Source organism: Soehngenia saccharolytica DSM 12858 (assembly GCF_059568515.1).
The window spans coordinates 26,941-52,180 of the sequence record NZ_JCANTN010000002.1 but is presented as its reverse complement, the minus strand read 5'-3'; the positions used below and the strand labels follow the sequence as shown (position 1 = coordinate 52,180).

Here is a 25,240-nt window from a genome sequence, read left to right as displayed (position 1 = left end):
TCACTCCATAATGTCATTAACAATTTTCTTGAAATGATCTCCTCTTTCTTCGTAGTTCTTGTACATGTCCCAGCTTGCACACGCAGGAGACAAGAGCACTTGGTCATTTGGAGAGCTCATGTTATGTGCAATGTCAACAGCTTCCTTCATATCATTTGCAATAAATACATTTAAAAAATCATTGTTGTAAGCAGTATCTCTAATTTTTTCTTTTGTTTGCCCAAGCACAATCAATACCTTGCACTTATCTTTAAGCGCTTCTATCAATCGAGTATAGTCAGCATTTTTATCATAACCACCAGCAATTAATATGATTGGCCCTTTGAGTGCTTCAATAGCCTTAATACTCGACTCCACATTTGTTCCTTTTGAATCGTTGTAGTATTCTACATCATTTTTGGTGGCTACATATTCTATTCTATGTGCGACTCCTCTGAAAGTGCTAAGAACTTTTTCTATTGAATCATTAGATATTCCTAAATACTTGCATATAGCTAAAACGCCACAAATGTTTTCTAAATTGTGTTTTCCAGGTAATTTAATTCTTTCAATGTCAATTATTTCTTCCTCAATATGTTCATTCCTATAAATAATCTTACTGTCCTTGACAAAAATACCTTCATCAATAGTGTTATTTACGCTAAAATACATAAGTTTTGGCTTTCTATTTATGTTAATATGCCTCAATATATCATCGTCATAGTTTAAAACAAGCAAATCTTCTTCTTTCTGATTCGCAAATATCTTTGATTTTGCAGCAATATAACTGTCCATAGAGCCATGCCAATTCAAGTGATCCTCGGTTATGTTAAGTATTAACGCAACTTTTGGCCTAAAGTCATTAGTATATTCTAATTGAAAGCTGCTTAATTCTACAACAAAATGATCATCATGAGAACAATTTGTAAGTCTTTCGATAATAGGAGTACCTATATTGCCTAATGATTCAACTTTAAGTCCTTCTTGCCTAAGTATTTCAGTTAGCAATACTGTAGATGTAGTTTTTCCATTTGTACCAGTTATTCCGTATATATTTGAACTTTTTCTGTAGTGATACGCTAATTCAATATCTGAAATTATGGGTATTAATGATGATTTAGCTTTTAATATCACTTCGTGATATGGTGGAAAGCCAGGACTTGTTATTACGATGTCCATATCCTTTATCAATTCACTTTTCGAATCTAATATAACTATATTGCTAATTCCAAAATTATCCAGTTTTTCAACAATCTCTGTGTATGGTAGGTCATCATATACATAAATGTTATTTGTCTTAGATCTTAGAAAATTCAAAACAGAAATTCCCGTCAAACCAACACCTAGTACTAATACTTTCTTGTTTTCCAATATCATTTCTACACCATCCTATACACTAAATATGCCAATAAGTGCAAATATAATGCTTAAAATCCAAAACATATATACTACATTTATTTCTTTCCATCCTAATTGCTCAAAATGATGATGAAGTGGAGCCATCTTAAAAACTCTTTTCCCTGTCATTTTAAAACTGACCACCTGAATTATTACTGATAAGGCTTCAACAAAAAAAATCCCACCTACAATTGGAATTAAAAGCAATTTTCCTGAAAGCAATGCTATTGATGCTACTGCACCACCCAATGCTAATGATCCTGTGTCTCCCATGAATATTTTAGCAGGATGGTGATTAAAATATAAAAATCCCAATAAACCTCCAACAAGTGAGGAGCAAATTATTGAAAAATTATTTAGTCCCGACTTGTAAGCTATGTACGAAAAAGCAGAAAAAAATATTACCGAAATTCCGCTTGCTAATCCATCTAAACCATCAGTCAAATTAACGGAATTTACAGTTCCCAAAATCACAATCAAGAGAAAAGGTATTGTTAATACGCCTAAATCAAGATATCTGCCTGATGTAAAGGGAATCCAAAATTCAGCAGAATTCTGCGTATTGATCATATAATATGCCAACAAAATGCAAGAAAAAACAAGTTGTCCGATGATCTTTTGAATAGCTGTTAATCCAAGATTTCTCTTGAATTTCACCTTTAAAAAATCATCTAAAAACCCAACTAATCCGAATCCCAAAGTAATGAACAATATCATAATGCTATCGCTTGTTTTAACACCATAAATGATGTATGAAATTAGCAAAGCAATTAAAAATATTATGCCGCCCATGGTTGGAGTCCCAGATTTTGCCATATGGGAAATAGGCCCATCTTCTCTGATACTCTGTTTTGCCTTCATATCAGTTAAAATTTTGATAACTTTCGGTCCTATCAATATACTTAATACTAAACTAGTAGCAATGCTCAAAAACAATTTTAGTTGAAAACTCATTATTGTCTCTCCTTATATTGTAGTTTACCTTTATATTATATAAAAAAAATGATTGTATTACTAGTAGGTTAATAATTTATTATTATTTATTAATTTGCATTTTTGAAATACAAGTCAACAATGGAATTCACTTCAATTTCTTCACCTGCAGATGGATGTTGTTTAGTGACTTTGCTCGATTCTGAAATTTCCTCATAATCAATTACATACTTCAAACCCAACTCTTTGAGTATTTTTGTCGCTTCTACAACACTTAATCCTACAAGATCTGGAACTATTAGAGTTTCTGTGGTTTCACTCAGTTCTTCATCAGTAAATTCTCTTGGAACAGATAGATATTCTAGAGTGTTTTCAATAACCATTTTCGCATATGGGCCAGCAACAGTTCCACCGTAATATATGTCAGTAGGTTCATCTACAATAACTAAAACCGCAATCCTTGGATTGTCCACTGGTGCAATTCCTCCAAAAGATGAAATGTATTTCCCAGGTACATATTTACCATCGATTATTTTTTCAGCTGTTCCAGTTTTCCCGCCCACTCTATATCCAGGAATATAAGTCTTTGTTCCAGTACCTTCTGTAACTGTTTTTTCAAGCATTTCTAAAAGCACCTTGCTTGTCGTCTCAGAAATAACTTGTCTCTTTATTTCCGGCTTGTATTCTTTAATTAAATTTCCATCATCATCACTTACTGCTTTGACAATATGTGGTGTCATTAAGTTGCCCCCATTTGCTGCTGCTGATATAGCATTTATCATTTGAATTGGAGTAACAGCAACACTATGTCCATATGAAATTGTAGCTAGATTTACATCTCTGATGTCCTCAACTCTTTTTGGAATAATTCCCTTTTGTTCTCCAGATAAATCAATGCCAGTTATTTCACCAAATCCAAATGCTCTTATGTACTCAAGCATTTTCTCTTTCCCAACACTATTTGCCATATTTATAAAAGCGATATTGCAAGAATTGGCAAAAGCTTCGTATAAATCTTGATCTCCATGCGGATCATACCATTTTGCACATCTTAAAGTAACTTTTGGAATTTCCTTATAAAATCCATTACAATAGAAGTGAGTGTTTTTGTTAACGACTCCCTCTTCTAATGCAGCAGCTGCTGTTACAATCTTAAATGTAGAACCAGGTTCATATAAGTCATTAACGGAGTAATTTCTCCAAAGCTTGAACCATTCATTTTGAAGTTCTTCTGTGCTTAAATTGGACCACTCAGATTTAGTCTCCTGATCCATTGGATCTCTAGGTGAGTTTGGATTATAATCTGGTTTATTTGCTAATGCTAAAATCTCTCCTGTCATTGGGTCCATGACAATTATATTCACACTCTTAGCCTTATTATCTTCCAGTGCTTTTGATGCAGCTTCTTCTGCAAAACGTTGAATGTTTTCATCGATCGTCAACAATAAGTTATATCCATTCTGTGCTTCATAAATAATTTCACCATCATATGGAAGCTGCTTGTTTTTAGCATCAGTTAATTTTATCCAAAGTCCGGGTGTACCTTTTAAGTATGAGTCTAAAGTCTTCTCAATTCCATATTGTCCATTGTTATCAATATCTGTAAATCCTATAACATAAGATGCAAAATTATTAAGTGGATAATATCGCTTAGTTCCTTCTGTAATAGATATACCAGTAATGTTTAAATTCTTTAATTCTTCAGCTTGTTCCATAGTTATGGCTTGTTTTAGTTTCTTCATGTTTGTACCATTTTTAATTAAATCTACAATTTCATCTTCTGCTACTTCAATAATAGGTGAAATTGTCTTTGCAACTTCTTCTGGATTTTCAATCTCCGAAACATATGCCCAAACAGTATATGATGGAGTGTTTATGGCTAGTTTTCTACCATTTCTATCGTAAATAATGCCCCTCGTTGGTTCTATCTCAACTGATTTAGTCCATTGTCTTAAAGCTTGCTTTTTTAAATCATTTGCTTCTACTACTTGAATTTTTATCAACTTGTAAAATAAAAAAAACACGACTAAAGACACTACTGCAATAGCAATCTTCAATCGCACGAAATTGGCTCTATTTGGCTTTTTCATTTTTAATCACCTCTAATACAAACTAGAAAAAAAGCTTAGAACACTCTTGATTTTATCTATTAAGCTATATTGTACAGCATCATTAGTTTCATCAACAGCGATATAAACTATCTGATCTTTCTGCGGATAGCTCATGCCTAATATATCTTCAGCTTCTCTTTCTATTTCCTGGTTGTTTTTAAGACCTTCTAGTTTCGCAGATAAGTCATCTCTTTGTCTGTTTAATTCTTGTTTTTGTTTCTGTAATTGGTTGATTTCTAGTCTCATCATTTGAATATCTGAATAGCGTTGTAATAAAAATACAGAAGATATTAAGAAGCAAATAGAAATAAGTATGTAGGAAGTTTTGTTAATAGCAGTTTTCTTATGTACTAGCTTTTCTTTTTTTTCTACATAAGGCTCTTGCATAAGTTCATAGTCCATTTTTTCTGCAATCATTATAATACCTCCCCTTCATTACTAAATTCTCTCCGCTATTCTAAGTTTTGCAGAATGCGATCGAGGATTTTCAACTATCTCATCATCTGATGGCAATATGGGTTTTTTTGTTATAATTTCAATTTTTTTAACATGATTACATACACATACAGGCAAATCCTTAGGACAAATACAATCAGTATTTAACTCCCTAAACTTATCTTTTACCAATCTATCTTCAAGCGAGTGGAAAGTTATGATTGCAAGCCTGCCTCCTTCATTTAAAGCATCAACCATATCTTCAATAGTGTTTTCTAAAACTTCAAGTTCATTATTTACCTCTATTCTAATGGCTTGGAAAACTTTTTTCGCTGGGTGATGCCCTGATTGCCTTACTTTCTTAGGAATAGCTTTCTTTATTATACTTACTAATTCAAGTGTTGTATCTATAGATTTATTTTTTCTTTCTTGAACTATAAATTCGGCTATTCTCTTTGCCCATTTTTCTTCACCATATTTATAAAATATATTAGTTAATTCATCTAAGCTGTATTCATTAACTACATTCCACGCCGAAAAATCTCTAGTAGTATCCATTCTCATGTCTAGAGGAGCATCTAAATTATATGAAAAACCCCTTTGTGCAGTATCTAGTTGATGAGAGGAAACTCCTAAGTCGACTAGTATGCCATCTACTTTAGAAATCCCTAATTCAGTTAGAACAGTTTTTATTTCGCTATAATTTCTATGTACGAGAATAACTTTTTCTTTATATTCATCTAAAGTTTTTGAAGATTTATCAATTGCATCAATGTCTTGGTCTATCCCAATTAATTTCCCATTTTTTAGCCTTTTTGCTATTTCAATAGAATGACCGGCTCCTCCAATAGTTGCATCGACATATATCCCATTTTCTTTAATGTTTAAACCATTAATCACTTCATTGAGCATTACTGGTATATGTTTAAATTCCATATATAACACCTAAATTCCTAGCTGTGACATTTTTTCTGCGATGCTATCATAACTTAAATTATCATCGCCATTATATTCTTCCCATAGTTTTTTACTCCATATCTCTAACCTCGTAGATACACCAATAATAACTGCATCTTTTTCAAGTTGAGAATGCTCACGTAAGTTTGATGGTATTAAGATGCGTCCTTGCTTGTCTAAACTACATTCAGTTGCTCCTGAAAAGAAAAATCTTACAAAAGCTCTCGCATCTTTGTTTGTCAATGGCAAGGATTTTAACTTTTGTTCTAATAAATCCCACTCATTTTTAGCATAAACAAAAAGACAGTTATCTAAGCCTTTTGTTAAAATAAACTCATATCCTAAGGGTTCGCGAAATTTAGATGGAATTGTCAATCTGCCTTTATCATCAAGAGTATGGAAATATTCACCAATTAACATTTTAATCCCACCCTATTTATCCACTTTCCCCCACTTTGTACCACTATACGTATAGTGTATACCAATTGTTCAGAAATTTCTACTGTTTAATACGTTAAAGATAAAAAAAGGACATATGTCCCTAAAATAAAAAGCCCCTAGTATCTAGGGACTTAAAATAGTTTTATAGTTTTATAGTTTTATAGTTTTATGTTTTGACTTTTTCTCTTTTTTTCTTAAAAATAATAACCCCTATGATTATAAATAACAGACTTATCAACTGAGCAACCCTGATACTTCCTAACATCAAACTATCAGTTCTTAACCCTTCAATAAAGAATCGCCCAATCGAGTAGAATATCATATACAATGCAAAAACTTCACCATCGTTTTTAGCTATGTTCTTTTGATAGTATAGAAGTATGCCAAATCCGACTAAATTCCAAATTGATTCATATAAAAATGTGGGGTGAACTTTCTGGCCATCTATAATTATGCCCCAAGGCAAATTTGTTGGCCCACCATAAGCTTCTTTATTGGCATAGTTGCCCCATCTTCCAATGGATTGCCCAAGTATTAAACTAGGAGCAACTATATCAGCAAGTTTCCAGAAATTTATTTTCTTTATTCTTGCAAAAATAATCCCTACAATTATTCCTGCTATTATCGCTCCATGTATCGCTAATCCACCTGCTCTTATATTAAATATTTGAGATGGATTTTTAGAATAATATTCCCATTCAAATATAACATAATAAATTCTAGCACCAATAATTGCGCTAGGTAAAAGAAATAATGCGAAGTCTAATATATCATCTTCTTTAATTCCTTTCTTCCTAGCAGATTTCAGTGCAAGTAATATCCCAATTAGCACTGCTGTAGATATGATTATACCATACCATTTAATTTCTATTCCAAATATAGTGAATGCAACAGAATACATTTTTCTACCCCCCGCTATACTTATTCAGGAACAATTAAAGATAGACATAATCTATCTATATTAAAATGTTCATCAAATCTATCTTTTATCATTTTAAAATTGATCTCATCATATAAGTCTATATAATCAATTAATAGAAAGTCCTGGAAATATAAATCAGTAAAAGCATGTGCTATATACTCTACCGAATTTAGTCCTATTAGAAATTGCCCGATTTGTTTCTTCTTTATCCTTTCAAACCCATCCTCAGTTAGATATTTATCAGGGTTTTTGAATAATTTCACGATTCTTTCGTACACTTCATCCGGATTTTCGCTTGTTCCAGAAATAATTGAATGACCATAGTCAGTCTTCCCAGTATAGTATGCCCCAAATTGGTCATCTATCAAACCTTCTGTATATAGTTCTTGATAAAATTCGGAGCTTCTTGAAAATAATATTTCTAATATCAAATTAGAAATTATGTCTTTCTTAACAGCTTCTTTCCCAGTTATTCCAACGTTTACGTCTTTAATCCCGATATTAAAAATAGGGAGAGATGTGGACATTTTTTCTTCAATTCTCTTTTTGTTAATTATAGTTGGTTCGTTTTCATATATTTTTATACCTTTAAGTCTTTCGGTATTATATTTAGCAAATTCTGTGTTAAGTTCATTGATAACATTCTGAAAGTCTATGTCTCCGACTAAAACTAAAACCATTGATTCAGGGTTGTAAAACAATTTATAGGCTAGGTATAAATTATCTTTGTCTATTTTAGATATGCTATCTATACTTCCAGCGATATCAATCTTTATTGGGTGTTTTACATATAATCCATCTAATAAATTGAAGAATACTTTCCAATTTGGGCTATCTTGATACATCTGAATTTCTTGTGCTATAATTCCCTTTTCTTTTTCTACATTCTCATCCGTAAAAAATGGTTCCATAACTAAATTTACTAATTCTAATAAGCATTCTATAAAGTTTTCAGTTGTACTAAATAAATATGAAGTTTGGTTGAAACTTGTAAATGCATTTACATCAGCACCTAAGCCAGAAAATTTCTCAAAAAAATCTTTTTCAGGATCTTCAAAAAGTTTGTGCTCTAAAAAATGTGCAATTCCATCTGGCAGTGTTATACTTTCATCTTTTCCCTCTATTTTGAATTTGTTGTCGCAAGAACCATTCCCAGTAGAAAAAACAGCGTATTTCTTCGTAAAACCAGTCTTTGGATAATAATAAACTTTCAACCCATTGTTCAGTGTTTCTACATATATCTCTTCATTTATCCTTTCATTTTTAATCGTTAACATCAACATCGTCCTCGCCTTCTCTAGTTAATACATATATAGTGTCTAAATTCACTCTATTAAAAGCTTCCACAACTTCTTCTTTTTTTACAGCATTAATTTTATTGATTTTAACATCTATGCTTTCTGATTTGTTAGTCAATATATTATCTAATTCATGGCTTGCTATTGAATGATTTGAGTCTACTATAGCTCTTAATGATGTGATTATTTCTTTTTTTGCTAAATTCAATTCATTATCTGTAAAATCAGCTTCTTTTAATTTCTTTATCTGATCATTTGTTAAATTTAAAGCTCTTTGCATGTTTCTAAAGTCTACGCCTGAATCAATAATAATTATGGATTTATGTTTAAATAATATTGAATTAGCATAATATGCTAAACTGTACTTTTCACGAACTTCTCTAAATAATTTTGAATTTGGACTGCCGCCCAAAATTACATTCCCAACAGTTAATGCTTCAAATAGTTCATCTTCATATGGTATCCCAGTAAGTAACCCAAGGACTAATTTTCCTTGATTTACCTGCATTCTTTCTACGATATGATTTCTATATTGCGATTTTTCACGAATAACTTCTCTTGGAATGTTGATAGTAAATTGTCTATCTGTGATGTGTTTTGGAATGTATTTTATTATATCCAGTTTTTTCTCATTTCCAACATATATTATTTCAAAAGGAGTTTCGGAAATCAATTTCTTGTAGTGATTTGTCAATTTTTCGCTGTTTATTTCTCCTAAATCCTCTACATATCCCAAACTATATATTCCAAATCTCTCTGTTTTACACATTTCTTCAATGCATCGAGAAATTGCGTAGCTGCGTTTGTCATTAATTTTGCTACTTATCTTTCTCTGAAGATTTATTTTTTCTTGCTCAACATAATCTTCTTTAAAACATCCATTATTAAGCAAAGGATTAAATATAATGTTAAAAAATATCTCCATTACTTTATCATCAACTAATGTTTCATTAATATATTTCGAGTCAGCCCATTCTATTGAAAACTTAATTATTTGCTTTTCTCCGCTTTTATATACATCGTAGTCATAACTTGCTCCATAAAGCAATTCTAATTCCCTTTCAATCGCAATAAATTCATTGTTTACTTGATTTCCTCTACTTAATACCATTGGCAATAATGCATTCAAAGTGACATCTTCTCTGTCTAATGGTCTTATAAAATAAAAACTTAAATAGTTAGATTTAAACTTATCTGTATATATTGAAGTAAAATTAATTCCATTGCCTATTTTGCTTTTTATAGGATTTTCTATCAAATTGATCACTCCTTTTCCTAAACTTGTCATTTCATTAAATTTTAAGTGTTCTTATTGTTAATACCCAAAAAATATTTATTTAATAAAAAATAAGGGGATTTCCCCTTATTTTAGCTCTTTAATTATCTTAACTCCAGAACTTGTACCTATTCTAGTGGCACCTGCTTCAACCATTTTTTTAAAAGTTTCTAAATCCCTTATTCCTCCTGAAGCTTTTACTTCTAAGTCATCTCCTACTGTCTTTTTCATAAGTCTTACATCTTCAACAGTGGCTCCACCAGTGCTAAACCCAGTTGACGTTTTTACAAATCTAGCATTGGCTTTTTTAGCAAGCTCACACGCTTTAACTTTCTCATCATCTGTCAATAAACATGTTTCAATAATAACTTTTACTATTGCTTCTACTTCTTTAGCTTTATTTACAATTTCTCTAATTTCATTATAAACATAGTCAAAATCTTTGCTCTTTAATTTTCCAATATTTATTACCATGTCTATTTCGTTCGCACCATTCTTCAATGCATTTTCAGTTTCATACACTTTTGTTTCTATTGTGTTTGCCCCTAAAGGAAATCCTATCACAGTAGCAATTTTAACGTCGGAATTAGCTAAATGTTCTCTACATAAACTGACATAACAAGGATTTACGCACACTGCTTTAAATTCGTATTCTTTAGCTTCATTACACAATTTTATGATTTCTTCGCTTGTTGCTTCTGGTTTTAGCAAAGTATGATCTATATATTTATTTAGTTCCATTTTCTCACTCCTATTTTATTATTTCAACAATTTCTCCATTTTTTACACCGGCAGCATTGCCTTCCTCTATGTCAACATGCATTTCTAAAGCATATTCTGGATGAACTCTTACTAATACATTTTCAAATACTAGACCCCTCGGCCCATTAGTTTTTACTTTTACAATGTCTTTATCTTTTACACCAAACTCTTCTCCGTCTGATGTATGCATATGAATGTGTCTAGCTGCTACAATTACACCTTCCTTTATTTCGATTTCTCCCTTTGGTCCAATTATCCTAGCACCAGGTGTATTAGAAATATCTCCTGAATTTCTTATAATTGGTTCTACTCCAAGCGTAAATGCGTCAGAAATTGAGATTTCTATTTGAGTTTTTGCTCTAACAGGTCCTAAAATTCTTACATTTTTTATAGATCCTTTAGGTCCTATTACCTCTACTTTTTCTTCGCATGCAAATTGACCTGGTTGTGATAAATCTTTTGTTTTTGTCAAGACATAATCTTCACCAAATAATTTGTTGAGATCTTCTTTGCTTAAGTGAATATGTCTATTTGATAACGCAATTGGTAATTTAGTTTTCATTTGATGCCCTCCTATTATTTGTTTATCATATGATTATTATACAGTTTTATACTCTCAATTTAAAGTCAATATTCGATTATTTTATTTAAGTCCTCATAAAATCTGGGATAACTGACCTCAACACATTGATGGTTTAAAATATTAGTCTGTCCAAATGCTTTTAGGCCCGCCACTGTAAAAGCCATTGCAATTCTATGGTCATTTGCTGTATCAATTTTGCAGCCGATGAGATTATTATTCCCATTAATATAGATTGTATTGTTATCCAGTTTTACATCCGCTTTCATATTTTTTAAATTCCAATATATATAAAAAAGTCTATCGGATTCTTTCACTTTTAGCTCTTCAGCGCCTGTTATGATTGTTTCCCCATTAGCAAATGCAGCAGTCACAGCTAAAATAGGAATCTCATCAATGCATAGTGAAACATCTTCTTTATTTATGACTATCCCAGTCAGTTCGCTTGATTTTACTTCTATATCAGCTATATCCTCGCCATTTACGATTCTTTTATTAAAAATCCTTATATTTCCTCCCATTTTCTGCCATAAGCGAATAATATGAATTCTGCTATTGTTTATTCCTACATTTCTAATAATTAGTTTACTATTTTCTGTTATAAGTGCCAAAGCGATAAAATAGGCTGCTGATGAAATGTCTCCAGGTATATAAACGTCATTGGCTAATAATGTATTAGGATTGTTAATCGTAACTACGTTATCTCTTGAAACGATGTCGCAATTAAAATGTTTCAACATTATTTCTGTGTGATTCCTCGTGGGATACAATTCTTCTATCTCTGTTATACCAAATGTGTATAATGAGGCTAAAAGTATTGCAGATTTTACCTGTGCACTTGCTATATTCATAGAATACTTAATAGGAATTAGTTTTGAAGGTTCTATTATTATTGGAGCATGTCCTTCTGATAATTTAATTTTCGCTCCCATCATATTTAATGGTATCTGTATTCTAGCCATGGGCCTTTTGTTCAAAGATTCATCTCCATAAAGATATGAAAAAAATCTTTGCCCACTTAATAGACCTGCTAGTAATCTCATTGTAGTCCCTGAATTCCCACAGTCTATTTTATCTGTAGCTCTTAATCCATTTAGCCCTCTACCTTCTACAAATAAAGACGAAGACTTCTGATCTATATCTATATTCACCCCTAATTTTTTTAAAGCAGTTATAGTTGAAAATGTATCATCAGAAAACAGAAAGTTTGATATTTCAGTTCTACCATTTGCAATTGCGGATAAAATTGCTGCTCTATGAGAAATAGATTTATCTGGTGGAGCAACCAATTCTCCTTTTACTGTTTTTATAGGTCTAATAATCACAATATCATCTCTTATCAGTGTAATTTTGATAATTTATAAAATTTCTCTTTACTTCTTCCATTGAATCACCTGAGAATTTTTCCATGAATGCTTCTGATATGCTTATAGCAGCCATTGCTTCAGCAACAATTGACAATGAAGCTACGGCGCAAACATCAGATCTCTGGGCAAATGCTTTTGTTTCTTCTTTTGTGATTATATTTACAGTTTTTAACGGTTTCTGTTGAGTAGGAATAGGCTTCATTGTTATTCTAACTACAATATCTTCACCATTACTAATACCACCTTCAATTCCACCTGCCAAATTAGTTTTTCTATAATAACCTTTATCTTCACTATAAAAAATCTCATCATTCGAAAGATTACCATGATAATTCTTAATGGTTTCTCCTAAACCTATTTCAACAGCTTTCACTCCCGGAATGCTCATCATTGATTGTGCGATTTTCCCATCTAAACGTCTATCCCATTGAATGTGAGATCCAATTCCTATAGGTACATTTTTTATTATTATCTCTACTTTGCCTCCTAATGTAAAGCCTTCTTCATATCCAAAATCTATCCTCTCTTTAGCTATCTTCTCAGCATCAGAGTCGATCATTCTTAATGTGGAATTGTCTGCTAATGAAAAATCAATCTCAGACCCACTTTTATAATAATCAATATTTGACTCTATGTCAGAAATTGATATAACATGACTAAATATTTTAATTCCAAATTCTGAAAGAAATATTTTGCATATTGCTCCAATAGCAGTTCTCATTGCAGTTTCTCTCGCAGATGCCCGCTCTAAAATGTTTTTAGCATTCAGTTGATTGTATTTAATTAACCCAGCCAAATCCGCATGTCCTGGTCTAGGTTGAAGATAATCATCATTATTTGTTCCTTTAGCTAAATTGTTTATAACTAAGGATATAGGTGCGCCAGTTGTAACTTTCTCATCTAAGCCAGAAACTATTTGTACTTTATCAGATTCAATATTCATTCTGTCTGATCTACCATAGCCTTTCTGTCTTCTAGATAATTCATAATCTATATATCCATTATTTATCTTCAAATTAGATGGAATTCCCTCTAAAATTCCTATTAATTTATCCCCATGAGATTCACCCGCTGTAAGAAACCTTATCATATTATTCACCTCTTTAAATCAATAGGCTTCCCTTAAGGAAGCCTATTGATTGTTTTACTTTGCGAATTGCCTTAAAAATTTCATTAAATACGAAATGATGAAAGCATAAATTGGTATTCTAATTAAACTAGCAACTAATCGTGTTGGCAATAAAATAAAGAAACCCTTCCCATATAATTGAGAAATCCATAAAGTATTCAACAACACCGATACTATGATTGTTGTAACAATAGATGGTATCAACATGTTTTTAAAAGAATAAATATTCATATCCTTTTTCCTACTCTTAAAATAAATTACAAATAAACCCGGAATAACTCCCCAAAGTGCTGAGCTAATAGTAAATCCAGGATAATAAGGGCCCTGAGGATTTATCAGAAATCCGATTATATCTGCTGCAATACCTGTTAATGCCCCTACCATAGGTCCAAACATTACACCTGACATCATTAGTGGTACTTCGCCAAAGCTAATCCTAAGTGCTCCTACTCCAGCAAGCGGAATCATAACGTAAGCAAATCTAGTCATAACAATTGAAATTGCGACTAGAAATCCCGCCCTCACCATTGTGTTTAAACTAATTTTTTCTCTTTTTTTGTCCATAAAAATCTCCTTTCTTTAGCTGACAGTGCTTGTCGACTAAAGAAAGACTTTAATCGGCAGCGGATGCGGTATAGAATCGCAGAATTATCTTTCGTCTTGAAGCAACTTCCCATCTTCAAGCACTTAACGCTCTATACCTACTCTGTCAAATTTAATTTTATATTAATATTTTTTTGGACTCACATAATGAGGAATATTATATTTCCCTTTTTTATAAAAAATATATCCCACTAGTTGTCCAAATAAAATATATAATACGAATCTCAATAAAATTTTTGTTACAATATCGACAAAAAATACTTCTGGCATAATTTGAATCAATAAATCAGTTTTTGGATTCAATAGCCATAAGTCATTGTTAAAAAAAAGTTTATGAAATACTATGAAATATTTATTAAAATTAATTTTTACTAATACTCCTAAGATAATTAAAAAAATATAATTAAATGATAATCCTATTCCCAAATATTTTCCCATGATCTTAGATTTATCTCGCCTCAGATAAGCAAATATTATCATTAAACCCGAAACAGCTGATATGAATTTTAATGTCTTAGCAATACTAAATAAATTCTGGACATCTCTCATATGGGAGATCTCTTTTGAACTGAAATACGGGCTAAGTTCAGATACATCAGAGTTTCCTTTAAGTACTCTGATTATTGTTTTAGAGAGTTTTTCAAGTTCCTGATGTGACTTATGTGTAACTTCAAAAACACCATTCTTTTCATAAGAATCCATATAATAATCTAAGTCATAGGCACTCCGTTCTATTGCCATTACAAATGAAAATATAGATACATTAATTATCAATAATATGAGTAGAAAATAATCAATTTTTCTCAATAGAAGATCCCCCTTATTCTTCTTCAGGCATCTCCCAATTGTGATATACTTCTTGAACGTCGTCATTGTCTTCCAATAATTCTAGCAATCGATTCATATTTTTAATATCCTTCTCATCTGTCAAGGTAACAGTAGTCTGTGGTATATATGAAATTTCAGCCATTATAAAATTATATCCCGCTTCTTTTAATCCATCTTCAACTCTTGAAAAATCTTTAGGATCAGTAATTATTTGATATCCATCTTCTTCTATATATATATCTTCAGCTCCTAAATCTATAGCTAACAGGGTCAACTCTTCTTCATCTATATCTTCATCTTTTTCAATAGCAAGTATGCCTTTTCTATCAAATAAAAACGAGACTGAACCGCTTTGGCCTAAATTCCCTCCAAATTTATCAAATGCATGTCTTACATCTGAAGCCGTTCTATTCCTATTATCAGTTAAACAATTTACCATAATAGCTATTCCAGAAGGACCATATCCTTCATACATAATTTCCTCAAAAGTTTGATTGCCTAACTCACCTGTGCCTTTTTTTATAGCTCTCTCTATATTGTCATTTGGCATATTTTCAGCTTTTGCTTTTTCAATTGCAGCTTTAAGTGATGGGTTGTAGTCTGGATCTGGTCCACCTTCTTTAGCAGCAACCATGATATATCTTGCAAGTTTCGTGAACACTTTTCCTTTTCTCGCATCTTCTTTACCTTTTTTGTTTTTTATATTGTTCCACTTTGAATGTCCTGACATAAAACACCTCTCCTTTTATCAACTAACTTATATATTTTAGCATAAGAGAGATTAATTTTCACCAATTTTTTTATAAATAGGAGGAAATTCTCGTTTGTGTTGAGACTTGTTGTGTAATTCTTTTATCTTCTCTACTATATCTTCAGGACCTTCTCCAGTTATGATGTATTTATCCAAAACATCATAACTAAAACCTAATTCTTTCTCATCAGTTTGACCTTCCCACAGACCAGCAGTCGGTGGTTTTATTATTATATCCCTAGGTATTTTTAATTCTTCTGCTAGCTGCCTAATTTCTGACTTGACAAAATCTGCTAGAGGTAATAAATCCACTCCACTATCCCCATATTTAGTAAAATATCCGATTTCCAATTCAGATTTATTGCTTGAACCGCAAACTAGATAATTCATTTCTTGCGCAAAAAAATATAAAGTCATCATTCTAAGTCTTGGCTTTAAATTGGCTTTTGCCATAGGATTTTCTCCATCAAATGGCAATGATTTGAGAAAGTTTTGATAAATACCACTCAAGTCGATGTTTATGGTATCTAAATCTAATGTTTTTGCTACTAAAAGCGCATCGCTTTCATCTTGTACATTGCTATTGATGGGCATGATAACTCCTAATGATTCGCTTGGAAAAGCTAATTTGCTTATCCCTGCTACTACAGCAGAGTCTATCCCTCCACTCAAGCCAAAAACTAAACCTTTTGCTCCAGCTGACGATACTTTTTCTCTTAACCATTGAACTATTGATTCTATTTCTTTATGCGGATCTTTCATTATTTCACTCCCTAGTATAATAACGTCATAGCCAATGATGGCTATGCAATTGAAACATTTTACTAAATTTAGTTTTCCATTGCTTTAAGAGTTGCATATATGCAATCCTCTATTATATAAGATAACCCTAGTTCATCTGCTTTCTTAAGAACTTCTTCATCATATGATCCAGGTTGGAAAAATACAAGCTCAATATCTTTTTCTTTTATTTCATCTAATACATTTAAACTGATTTTAGGTGCAACTACCATGTCCACTACATCAATTTTATCAGGAATATCTCCAATGGAATGATATATCTTTACCCCTTCGATTTCATCATAGTTTGGACTAACTCCATATACATTGTATCCGTGTTCACCTAATATTTTCCAAATCTTATATCCGTATCTGTCTTTCTTTGCAGTTACACCTATTACTGCCCAATTCTTTAAGTTTAGCATTTGTTCTTTTAAGCTTTCATAACCTCTCATCTTAATCACCTCGCATAAATATATACCCATTTTAAAGTCATTATTCAACTGAAAATGGTTTGTATAAAACATTAATTTTTTCAATATTTACTTCACCATTTGTAGCATCTATAAGTCTACGTAAAATATGATCTTCTTTATCCATTTCAATTGCAATCTCAATAGATATTTTATCTAAATAGCTTGAGTTCTCTACTAATAAATTTTGTTCTTTTATCACTTTATCTACTATGTTCTTATGGCTGTAATTGATTGTCAGTCTATAAATGGAATGCTTTTTCATAATTGCTATCTTTGAATCTAGGATAGCTCCTAGTGCAGCGTTTGTATATGCTCTCACCAATCCGCCTTTACCTAACTTTACTCCTCCAAAATATCGAGTAACAATAATGAGGGTGTTGGTTAACTCTTTGTTTTTAATGATTTGTAATATTGGAAGTCCTGCAGTTCCAGAAGGCTCTCCATCATCGCTAAATTTCTCTATTAGATTAGAATTAGATATAACATATGCATAGCAATTATGTGTTGCATCTTTATATAGTTCTGAAATTTCATCGACTATATCAATAGCTTGCTGTTGAGTTTGAATAGGAAATGATGATGCTATGAATTTCGATTTGCTAATTTCCAACTCAGCTTTCCCATTTTTATAAAGTGTTCTATAAATTAAATTCTTCATAAATCATCCTCTAGTTCTAATTTAATGAAAATTCATTTTTTTATTGACGTCAATTTCTCTTGGATTCGCTCCAATAAATTGTCTATATCATTATCATCTAGTGCGGAAATAAATATCCTATCATCCAAATTGTTCATATTGAATACCAATTCAGTCTTTGAAGTCTTGTCTATTTTATTCAAAACGTTGATCATTGGAATTTGATTAGCTCCTAGCTCCTTTATTATATCTAGTGTGGTCTTTACCTGAAGATCAATATTTTTATTTGATGAGTCTATTACATGAATAAGCAAATCTGCATATTTTATTTCTTCCAGAGTGCTCTTAAAAGCTTCTACCAGTTTTGTTGGGAGTTTTGAAACAAAACCTACAGTGTCTACAAATATTACTTCCATTCCATTTGCCAATTTTGCCTTTCTATGGGCAGTATCTAATGTTGCAAATAGCATGTCTTCAGAATAAACTTTCTTATCAGTAGAAGAATGTTTTCTAATTATTTGGTTTAGTATAGTTGATTTTCCCGAGTTTGTATATCCGACTAATGCAACTACGGGTATGTTGGAAGATGTTCTTTTTTTTCTCTTTAATTCCCTTTCGCGTTCAATCTGTTCTAACTTGAGTTCTATGTTGTTAATCTTTTTTTGTATGTGCCTTCTGTCTGTTTCAAGCTTTTGTTCCCCAGGCCCTCTAGTCCCTATTCCTCCTCCTTCTCTTGATAGATAGTCTCTCATTCCAGTCAATCTTGGCATAAAGTATTTTAGTTGTGCCAATTCTACTTGAAGCTTGCCCTCCTTGGATATAGCTCTTTTTGAAAAAATATCTAATATGAGGGTAGTTCTATCAATTATTTTCTTATTTATGACATCTTCTAGATTTCTTAATTGTGCAGGTGAAAGTTCATTATTAAACACAATCAAGTCTACGTCCATTTTATCAGATATATCTTTTATTTCATCAACTTTCCCTTTCCCAATATAATATTTGGAATCTATTCTTTCTCTTTTCTGAACTACACTCGCTAAAACCTCTCCTCCAGCAGCTTTCACTAATTCTTTTAATTCGTCTAATGAATCTTCGATATCTTCACTAGGCAATTCCACACCGACTATCAGAGTCTTTTCTATATTTTCCATTTAAACACCACTTTTCAAAAATATTATAGCATTAATATGTTTATTATACTATATTTCTGCACTGTAATATGCAATACTTTTACAGATTCGATTATTATGTTATAATTATCAAAGTAATTCACTATTTAACATTTTAACATTTATTTTCTTTATAGAAAGTGAGGGCTACAATTTGAAAACTCTTAAAATAATATTACTTTCATTGTTGTTCTTAGGCATATTGTTGTCAGGTATTATGGGTATTGGCATAGTTGGAATTATTAAAGAAGCTCCAGAGATAGATCCAACTACAATAGTTTCTTCATTAAATCAAACTTCAACAATATATGACTTGGAAGGAAATGTAGTAGAAAAGATACAAGCAGAAGAATTAAGGACTGTCGTAAGTATAAATAAAATGCCTAAATACTTATTAGATGCTTTCGTGGCAATTGAAGATGAAAGGTTCTACGAGCACCCAGGCGTTGACATAAGAGGTATAGGAGCTGCAGTGATTGACAATATCAAAAGCGGTAGTCTCCGCGGTGGTAGCACGATAACTCAGCAATTAGTCAAAAATGTCTATCTGACTAATGATGTTTCAATTACTAGAAAAGTTAAAGAGGCTTATCTAGCATTGCAAGTAGAAAAAGTATTGACTAAAGAGCAAATTCTGGAGGCATATTTAAATAGAAATTATTTTGGTCAAAATGCTTATGGCGTACAAGAAGCAGCGAGAACTTATTTTTCTAAAGATGTTGAAGATCTAACTTTAGCTGAATCTGCAATGCTTGCGGGAATTGTAAAAAGTACAAGTAATTATCAACCATATTATAGAGTAAAACCTGAGGAATTCGACCCTACAACAGATTTCCAAGTTGGTGAAATAGAAGTTTTAGGCGAAAAATATATATGTGTGTTCAATGAAAAATCTGTAAGCAGGCAAAGAATCGTTTTACAAAAAATGTTAGAATTAGGCAAAATAACACAAGACCAATATAATGAAGCTATAAACCAAGATATAAAAATGAGCATTAAACCCGAACAAAAAAAAATAGCTGATATAACTTCATATTTTACAGATATGGTAAAGAATGATGTTGTAGATAAGCTAATGGAGGTTAATGGCTATACTTTAGAGCAAGCTCAAGATCTTCTTTATACAGGTGGTTTGAGTATATATGCGACTATAGATCTAAAGATGCAAAGACAGTTAGAAGATATTTATGATAATTTCTTAGAGATTTTGGTCGGAAATACTTCTGGCTATAAAAATCCTGTATTAATTGATTGGTCTAGCAATAGATCAGGTGACATAGTTGATTCAAATGGCAATATTATATTTTATAGAAAAAGCAATTTAATGACTGAAGATTTAAACTTAATATTGACTTCAAATGAATATGCATTTGAGAATGGTAACTTAATAATAAACAGCAAGAAAATTACGCCATACGAAAAACATTTTGATATTGCAGATTTTTATACTGTTGATGAAGATAAGAATTTAATAACCCATACTGTTGGTTCTGTAATGATTGATGAAAGTAAATATAAAGTGGATGATGGGAAAATTGTCATTGATAAATCTTATTTAGATTCCAATCAAGACTTCTTTGAATTAGTTGATGGAAATCTAATATTAAATAATAAATATTATTATGTCCAAAAACAAGGTATAGTACAACCACAATCAGCAACCATCACTATTGATTACAGAACAGGCTATATAAAAGCTGTGGTAGGCGGAAGAGATGTTAAAGGGTCTCGTATTTTAAATAGAGCCACTGATTCTCAAAGGCAACCTGGTTCTGCCATTAAGCCAATCGCTGTATATTGGCCAGCACTAAATTCTAGTTACACTGCTGCTAGTGTAATAGACGATGTTCCATATTATAATGCTAGCGGAGAACTTTGGCCTAAAAACTGGTACTCAGGTTATAGAGGACTCCATACGTTAAGAAAAAGTGTTGAACAATCTGTCAATGTGAATTCTGTAAAAGTACTAAAAGATATTGGAATTGATACTTCAATCTCTTTCTTAAATAAATTAGGTATTGATAAAAGCATTGTAACTGCAAAAGATAATCCTAATATTAATGATGAAAACTTATCAGCTTTGGGATTAGGTGGTATGAGCAAAGGTCTTACTCCATTGGAACTAACTGCTGCATATGGAGCTATAGCAAATAAAGGGGTATATGTTGAACCAATATCTTTTACTAAAGTCTTAGATAAGAATGGAAATGTTCTAATAGATAATATCCCTGAGGAAAATAGAATTACTTCTGAACAAGTGGCATATATAATGGGAGATATATTAAGAACCACTGTTACAAATGGTATTGCTTCTAGGGCAAAACTTCCTAATATGGCAGTGGCTGGTAAAACTGGAACTACGCAAAATCAAGCTGATATTTGGTTTGTGGGTTATACACCATATTATGTAACTGGAACTTGGATTGGAAATGATATGCCTAAAATAACGCTATCTAAAGGTAGTAGTACTGCTGCAATGCTGTGGAAACATATAAATACCGTTATACATGATGGTTTAGAGAGTAAAATGAGTTTTCCAAGACCTGATGGTATTGTGACTAAAACTATTTGCACTCAGTCAGGGTTGCTCCCATCTGAACTTTGTTCTAAAGATCCAAGAGGAACAGTGAGAGAGGAACTCTTCGTAAGCGGAACAGAACCTACTACATCGTGCACTACGCATGTAGAATTAATGATTGATAAAACAAATGGCAAAATAGCAAATGAATTTTGCCCGATTGAAAATGTAGAATCTAGAGTATTTATAAAAAGAAATCCACCATATGTTCCATCTGAAAATGGAGGTATAGCACCAAGCGATTATATATATGAAGCTCCAACAGAAATTTGTACTGATCATAATGAATCAACCATTGTCGTTCCTCCAATAGAAGAGCCTCAAAACCCTGAAGAACCTATGGAACCAGAAAACCCAATTGATAATGGTAATGGTAACAATGACAATAATGGCAACAATAACGGTAATAGTAATCTACCACCCGGAGATGAAAATAATCCATAAAAAAATCAACCTTGTTTAAATCAAGGTTGATTTTTTTATGGACGCTTTTACTACATTTTCTAATAAGACGCATGTTGTTATGCTACCAACTCCACCTGGTACTGGAGTAATCATTCCTACATTATTTACAACATCCTCAAAGTCAACATCCCCTGATAATTTCCCATCTTTGTCTTGACTCACACCAACATCAATCACTATAGAATTATTTGTAAAATAGTCTTTATTAAAATATTTTGCACGTCCTAATGCCGTTACTACAATGTCAGAGTTCTTAGTTATTTTCTTTAAATCATTAGTCTTTGAGTGGCAAATTGTCACAGTAGCATTGTTGGATAATAGCATCATAGATAAAGGTTTCCCGACAACCATCGATCTATTGATTACAGCAACTGTTTTGCCATCTAATTCAATTCCACTATTTAATATGGCCAATAATGCTGCTTTAGATGTACATGGTGTAAAACCACTGTAATCACCTTCAAATATCCTCTCTAAATTAAGAGGATGCATACAATCAACATCTTTATTGACATTTATTGAATTTCTAATTAAATTTTCATCTATATGTTTTGGTAGCGGTCTAAATAAAAGAATTCCAGATATGGTTGTATCTTCATTGAGTTGATTAATAATTTGTTGTAGTTCTTCAGTACTTATATTGTTGTCAAGTGTGAAATTTTTTGTTTCAATATTCACTTCTGTACATGATTTCATAATGCTCTTTTCATATGAAATATCTCCTGCGTTGTTGCCTAATCTTACAATCGCAAGTTTGGGAATATGATTTTCTTTTCTGAGATGTTCAACTTGTATTATGATGTCTTCTTTTATTTCTTTAGCTATCATTTTACCATCTATTATTAATCCCATATTTACACCTCTCGAACTTTATAAATAAAAGTGCTTTAGAAAAAGCACTTATTTAACTATTCTTCTAGCTGTTACATAGCGTCCACTGTACCATCCAGATAAAATAGTATCTATTCTAACCCTGCCTTTGCCAGAAGAAGCGTGTATCATATTCCCTTCTCCAATATACAACCCTACATGCGAAATATTGCTTCCCACAGTATTAAAAAACACCAAATCTCCAGGCCTTAACTCAGATTTGCTTATTTTAATTCCTGCTGATACTTGATATCTTGAAGATCTAGGTAGCACAATACCTAGAACATTTTTATATATTGAATATGTAAATCCAGAGCAATCAAAACTATTGGGTCCGGCTGAGCCATATACATATGGCTTTCCAATCAAACTATATGCCTTTGTAACGACATTTGTTATGTTCTCGCTTACCGATCTAGATGTACCTCTACTAGCTTCTTCAGATGTTTCATACAAATTAATTAAAGATTTCCCAACAATGAAAATATTTCCCTTCTTGTCAGAAACTTTATACTTACCATCTTTGTAATCTACAATAGATACGCTTTCATTTTTAATCAAAGCTAAATATTTTCCATCATTTTTTACTACTTTATCATCTGTTGCATATCCGTAAGTTATGTTCTGTTTCTCAATGCGTTTTAAAGATGAAAATTCAATAAATCCAGACTTCTTGTTGCTAGCATATGTAAAAAAACCAAAATTATTATGCGTCTTGTTCAAAGTAACAACAGTGCCTGCTTTAATAGTGTCAATAACCTCTGAGTCGCAAGAAGCTTCGGCATAGACTTTTGTATCAGAAATACTTTCATACTCATTGGTACCTCTCGTTGTTCTAATCATGACATTTTTGGGTATTAAATACGATGTGCCATCTTTGTTTACTTGATATGAATCTTTATTTTCTTTGATTAGTACTACTTTTTCTCCATCTTCAAAAGATTGAACAGATTTTTCCTCTTCTTTAACCGTATAGTCTGTAACAAAAACACCCGCATCTTTAAATCCAAAACCAATTACAACGACAAATAAAGCTAACATAATTGTATTGTATATTCTGTTTCTCAAAATCTACACCCCTTTGTCTTCTTAATTGCCCTATTAGTTAAATTATAATTTACTACGTCGAATTATACAACACAATTATTACAAAATGATTACAAAAATAAATCTATTTTTTAACAATATAATTATGTTAGCTTATTACCGCAATACGATTTCAATCCCATAATAGTAAAAACTATTTTCAAATAATTTTTCAGAAAATAGTTTGCACATGCCTAGCATAATTAGCTAATTAATCATAAGCGAGATCGTAAATTAAAAAGAACTGATTATGGGACTACCATAATCAGTTCATGTAACGAGTAAGTCTGTAAGCCGTGTTCTGTTTATATGGTCATCTATCTAGGCACATTGTCGCCAATATGCTCAAGCGACCTACCTTTGGAGCGATAGCGAGCAACTATCTTTTGTGGCTCCTACTTGGTCTTGCTCCAGATGGGGTTTACATAGCCACTTAGTCACCTAAATGCTGGTGAGCTCTTACCTCACCTTTCCACCCTTGCCATTAAAGGCGGTATATTTCTGTTGCACTATCCTTAGGGTCACCCCCACTGGGTATTACCCAGCATCTTGCTCTGTGGAGCACGGACTTTCCTCATGCTCTCGCATGCGACCATACAACTTACTCCTGATATTATTATACCACAAACATATATTCAAATAAATAGCCTAACTTAAACTCGGGAAAGAATTTACATAATTCTATTCTTTTTTATAGTATAAAATACACCCGCAATTTTCACATAAAATTATATCATCATTTTTTTGTAAAAAATCAAAGTATGATGTTGGTAATATCATTCCACATGAAGAACAAGCTTTGTCTTTAACTATTGCTACAGCTTTTTTTCTCTTTACTTTAATTTTTTCGTATTTCAATAATTTGTCTACTGATATGATTTCTTTCAAAGTCAGTATCTGGTATTTTAAGCTGACTATTTCCTGCTTTAAATCAATTATTTTTAAATCATAGCTTTTGATCAAATTCTCTAATTCTTCAGTAATTTCGTTGATCTTATCTTTAGTTTTAACAATTTTATTATTTATTTTATCCTCATTTATCATTATGTCAAGAATTTCTAATTCTGCGGTATCTATTTTTTCTTCATAATTCTCAACGGATGATATAAAATGTTCATATTGTTTGTTATCTATTACATTGGCTTTTTCAAAACTATTCTTTAAATTACTAAGTTTATATTTCATATCCTCTAATTGGTTTTCTTTTCTTCTTAACTCAGTTTGATTATCATTAATAATCTTATGTAAGTTTTCTAGTTCCAATTGATATCTTTGTTTTTCATCATTTCTCTTTTGTATATCAAGTCTTCTTTCTATATGTTCCAATTCTTTTTCTTTTAAATCCAATTCTAAATATAAATTATCAAGTTGATATATTAAATCTAAGTCCCTCATATTTTCTCCTC

The 25,240-nt window shown here is 31.7% G+C and carries 24 protein-coding genes, 1 other RNA gene and 1 riboswitch; of the genes, 1 reads left to right on the top strand and 24 read right to left on the bottom strand.

The annotated features are described in order from the left end of the window. The 20 genes from murD to hflX all read right to left on the bottom strand — a co-directional run bounded on the left by murD (nucleotide 1) and on the right by hflX (nucleotide 18,817). Nucleotides 1-1,356: a UDP-N-acetylmuramoyl-L-alanine--D-glutamate ligase gene (gene murD / locus BO51_RS01020; protein WP_496483142.1), complete on the bottom strand. Its 1,356-nt coding sequence runs from the start codon at nucleotides 1,354-1,356 to the stop codon at nucleotides 1-3. A gap of 12 nt (nucleotides 1,357-1,368) precedes the next feature. Continuing rightward, nucleotides 1,369-2,331: a phospho-N-acetylmuramoyl-pentapeptide-transferase gene (gene mraY, locus BO51_RS01015; protein WP_496483141.1), complete on the bottom strand. Its 963-nt coding sequence runs from the start codon at nucleotides 2,329-2,331 to the stop codon at nucleotides 1,369-1,371. Nucleotides 2,332-2,420: 89 nt separating this feature from the next. Continuing rightward, nucleotides 2,421-4,400: a penicillin-binding transpeptidase domain-containing protein gene (locus BO51_RS01010; protein WP_496483140.1), complete on the bottom strand. Its 1,980-nt coding sequence runs from the start codon at nucleotides 4,398-4,400 to the stop codon at nucleotides 2,421-2,423. 12 nt (nucleotides 4,401-4,412) lie between these two features. Next, on the bottom strand, nucleotides 4,413-4,838 hold the full coding sequence (locus BO51_RS01005) for an FtsB family cell division protein (protein ID WP_496483139.1): 426 nt from the start codon (nucleotides 4,836-4,838) through the stop codon (nucleotides 4,413-4,415). Between the two features lie 21 nt (nucleotides 4,839-4,859). Further along, nucleotides 4,860-5,792 carry a 16S rRNA (cytosine(1402)-N(4))-methyltransferase RsmH gene (gene rsmH, locus BO51_RS01000; protein WP_496483138.1) on the bottom strand — a complete coding sequence of 311 codons (933 nt, stop codon included), beginning with the start codon at nucleotides 5,790-5,792 and terminating at the stop codon, nucleotides 4,860-4,862. Nucleotides 5,793-5,801: 9 nt separating this feature from the next. Then, a complete protein-coding gene (gene mraZ, locus BO51_RS00995) occupies nucleotides 5,802-6,233 on the bottom strand; it encodes a division/cell wall cluster transcriptional repressor MraZ (protein ID WP_496483137.1) in 432 nt (143 codons plus the stop codon). A gap of 187 nt (nucleotides 6,234-6,420) precedes the next feature. Then, a complete protein-coding gene (gene lgt / locus BO51_RS00990) occupies nucleotides 6,421-7,155 on the bottom strand; it encodes a prolipoprotein diacylglyceryl transferase (protein WP_496483136.1) in 735 nt (244 codons plus the stop codon). A gap of 20 nt (nucleotides 7,156-7,175) precedes the next feature. Continuing rightward, the gene (yfmH, locus tag BO51_RS00985; RefSeq protein ID WP_496483135.1) at nucleotides 7,176-8,453 is read right to left on the bottom strand and encodes an EF-P 5-aminopentanol modification-associated protein YfmH; all 1,278 of its coding nucleotides are present in this window, start codon (nucleotides 8,451-8,453) and stop codon (nucleotides 7,176-7,178) included. Next, the gene (yfmF, locus tag BO51_RS00980; protein WP_496483134.1) at nucleotides 8,440-9,732 is read right to left on the bottom strand and encodes an EF-P 5-aminopentanol modification-associated protein YfmF; all 1,293 of its coding nucleotides are present in this window, start codon (nucleotides 9,730-9,732) and stop codon (nucleotides 8,440-8,442) included. Before yfmF ends, yfmH begins: the two co-directional genes overlap by 14 nt. Nucleotides 9,733-9,837: 105 nt before the next feature. Further along, nucleotides 9,838-10,491 carry a deoxyribose-phosphate aldolase gene (gene deoC / locus BO51_RS00975; RefSeq protein ID WP_496483133.1) on the bottom strand — a complete coding sequence of 218 codons (654 nt, stop codon included), beginning with the start codon at nucleotides 10,489-10,491 and terminating at the stop codon, nucleotides 9,838-9,840. A gap of 10 nt (nucleotides 10,492-10,501) precedes the next feature. Beyond that, nucleotides 10,502-11,074 (bottom strand): phosphate propanoyltransferase, encoded by a 573-nt coding sequence (gene pduL / locus BO51_RS00970; protein WP_496483132.1) that lies wholly within the window; start codon nucleotides 11,072-11,074, stop codon nucleotides 10,502-10,504. 65 nt (nucleotides 11,075-11,139) lie between these two features. Further along, nucleotides 11,140-12,417 (bottom strand): 3-phosphoshikimate 1-carboxyvinyltransferase, encoded by a 1,278-nt coding sequence (aroA, locus tag BO51_RS00965; protein WP_496483131.1) that lies wholly within the window; start codon nucleotides 12,415-12,417, stop codon nucleotides 11,140-11,142. A 4-nt stretch (nucleotides 12,418-12,421) separates the two neighbouring features. Further along, nucleotides 12,422-13,549 (bottom strand): chorismate synthase, encoded by a 1,128-nt coding sequence (gene aroC / locus BO51_RS00960; protein WP_496483130.1) that lies wholly within the window; start codon nucleotides 13,547-13,549, stop codon nucleotides 12,422-12,424. A 54-nt stretch (nucleotides 13,550-13,603) separates the two neighbouring features. Then, on the bottom strand, nucleotides 13,604-14,152 hold the full coding sequence (locus BO51_RS00955) for a folate family ECF transporter S component (RefSeq protein ID WP_496483129.1): 549 nt from the start codon (nucleotides 14,150-14,152) through the stop codon (nucleotides 13,604-13,606). A 55-nt stretch (nucleotides 14,153-14,207) separates the two neighbouring features. Then, a riboswitch (THF riboswitch) is annotated at nucleotides 14,208-14,299 on the bottom strand. Between the two features lie 15 nt (nucleotides 14,300-14,314). Further along, entirely contained in the window at nucleotides 14,315-14,998 is a 684-nt protein-coding gene (locus BO51_RS00950; RefSeq protein ID WP_496483128.1) for a TIGR01906 family membrane protein, read from the bottom strand. A 13-nt stretch (nucleotides 14,999-15,011) separates the two neighbouring features. Further along, nucleotides 15,012-15,749, bottom strand: a complete 738-nt coding sequence (locus tag BO51_RS00945; RefSeq protein WP_496483127.1) for a YebC/PmpR family DNA-binding transcriptional regulator — start codon at nucleotides 15,747-15,749, stop codon at nucleotides 15,012-15,014. 51 nt (nucleotides 15,750-15,800) lie between these two features. After that, nucleotides 15,801-16,532, bottom strand: coding sequence for an NAD(+) synthase (gene nadE / locus BO51_RS00940; protein WP_496483126.1), 732 nt, complete (start codon nucleotides 16,530-16,532; stop codon nucleotides 15,801-15,803). Between the two features lie 68 nt (nucleotides 16,533-16,600). Then, nucleotides 16,601-17,005: a CoA-binding protein gene (locus tag BO51_RS00935; RefSeq protein WP_496483125.1), complete on the bottom strand. Its 405-nt coding sequence runs from the start codon at nucleotides 17,003-17,005 to the stop codon at nucleotides 16,601-16,603. Between the two features lie 40 nt (nucleotides 17,006-17,045). Beyond that, the gene (locus tag BO51_RS00930) at nucleotides 17,046-17,684 is read right to left on the bottom strand and encodes a YigZ family protein (RefSeq protein ID WP_496483124.1); all 639 of its coding nucleotides are present in this window, start codon (nucleotides 17,682-17,684) and stop codon (nucleotides 17,046-17,048) included. 32 nt (nucleotides 17,685-17,716) lie between these two features. Next, a complete protein-coding gene (gene hflX, locus BO51_RS00925) occupies nucleotides 17,717-18,817 on the bottom strand; it encodes a GTPase HflX (protein WP_496483123.1) in 1,101 nt (366 codons plus the stop codon). A 172-nt stretch (nucleotides 18,818-18,989) separates the two neighbouring features. Between hflX and BO51_RS00920 the strand changes: the two genes are divergently transcribed. After that, a complete protein-coding gene (locus tag BO51_RS00920) occupies nucleotides 18,990-21,857 on the top strand; it encodes a penicillin-binding protein 1A (RefSeq protein WP_496483122.1) in 2,868 nt (955 codons plus the stop codon). A gap of 15 nt (nucleotides 21,858-21,872) precedes the next feature. Here the strand turns inward: BO51_RS00920 and BO51_RS00915 are convergent, their stop codons facing one another. The 4 genes from BO51_RS00915 to BO51_RS00900 form a co-directional block, all read right to left on the bottom strand. Continuing rightward, nucleotides 21,873-22,730: a bifunctional 5,10-methylenetetrahydrofolate dehydrogenase/5,10-methenyltetrahydrofolate cyclohydrolase gene (locus BO51_RS00915; protein WP_496483121.1), complete on the bottom strand. Its 858-nt coding sequence runs from the start codon at nucleotides 22,728-22,730 to the stop codon at nucleotides 21,873-21,875. A 48-nt stretch (nucleotides 22,731-22,778) separates the two neighbouring features. Further along, nucleotides 22,779-23,816 (bottom strand): C40 family peptidase, encoded by a 1,038-nt coding sequence (locus BO51_RS00910; protein ID WP_496483120.1) that lies wholly within the window; start codon nucleotides 23,814-23,816, stop codon nucleotides 22,779-22,781. 292 nt (nucleotides 23,817-24,108) lie between these two features. Beyond that, nucleotides 24,109-24,442, bottom strand: an RNA gene (gene rnpB / locus BO51_RS00905) — RNase P RNA component class A. Between the two features lie 73 nt (nucleotides 24,443-24,515). Continuing rightward, nucleotides 24,516-25,229, bottom strand: a complete 714-nt coding sequence (locus BO51_RS00900) for a zinc ribbon domain-containing protein (protein WP_496483119.1) — start codon at nucleotides 25,227-25,229, stop codon at nucleotides 24,516-24,518. Nucleotides 25,230-25,240 lie beyond the last annotated feature (11 nt).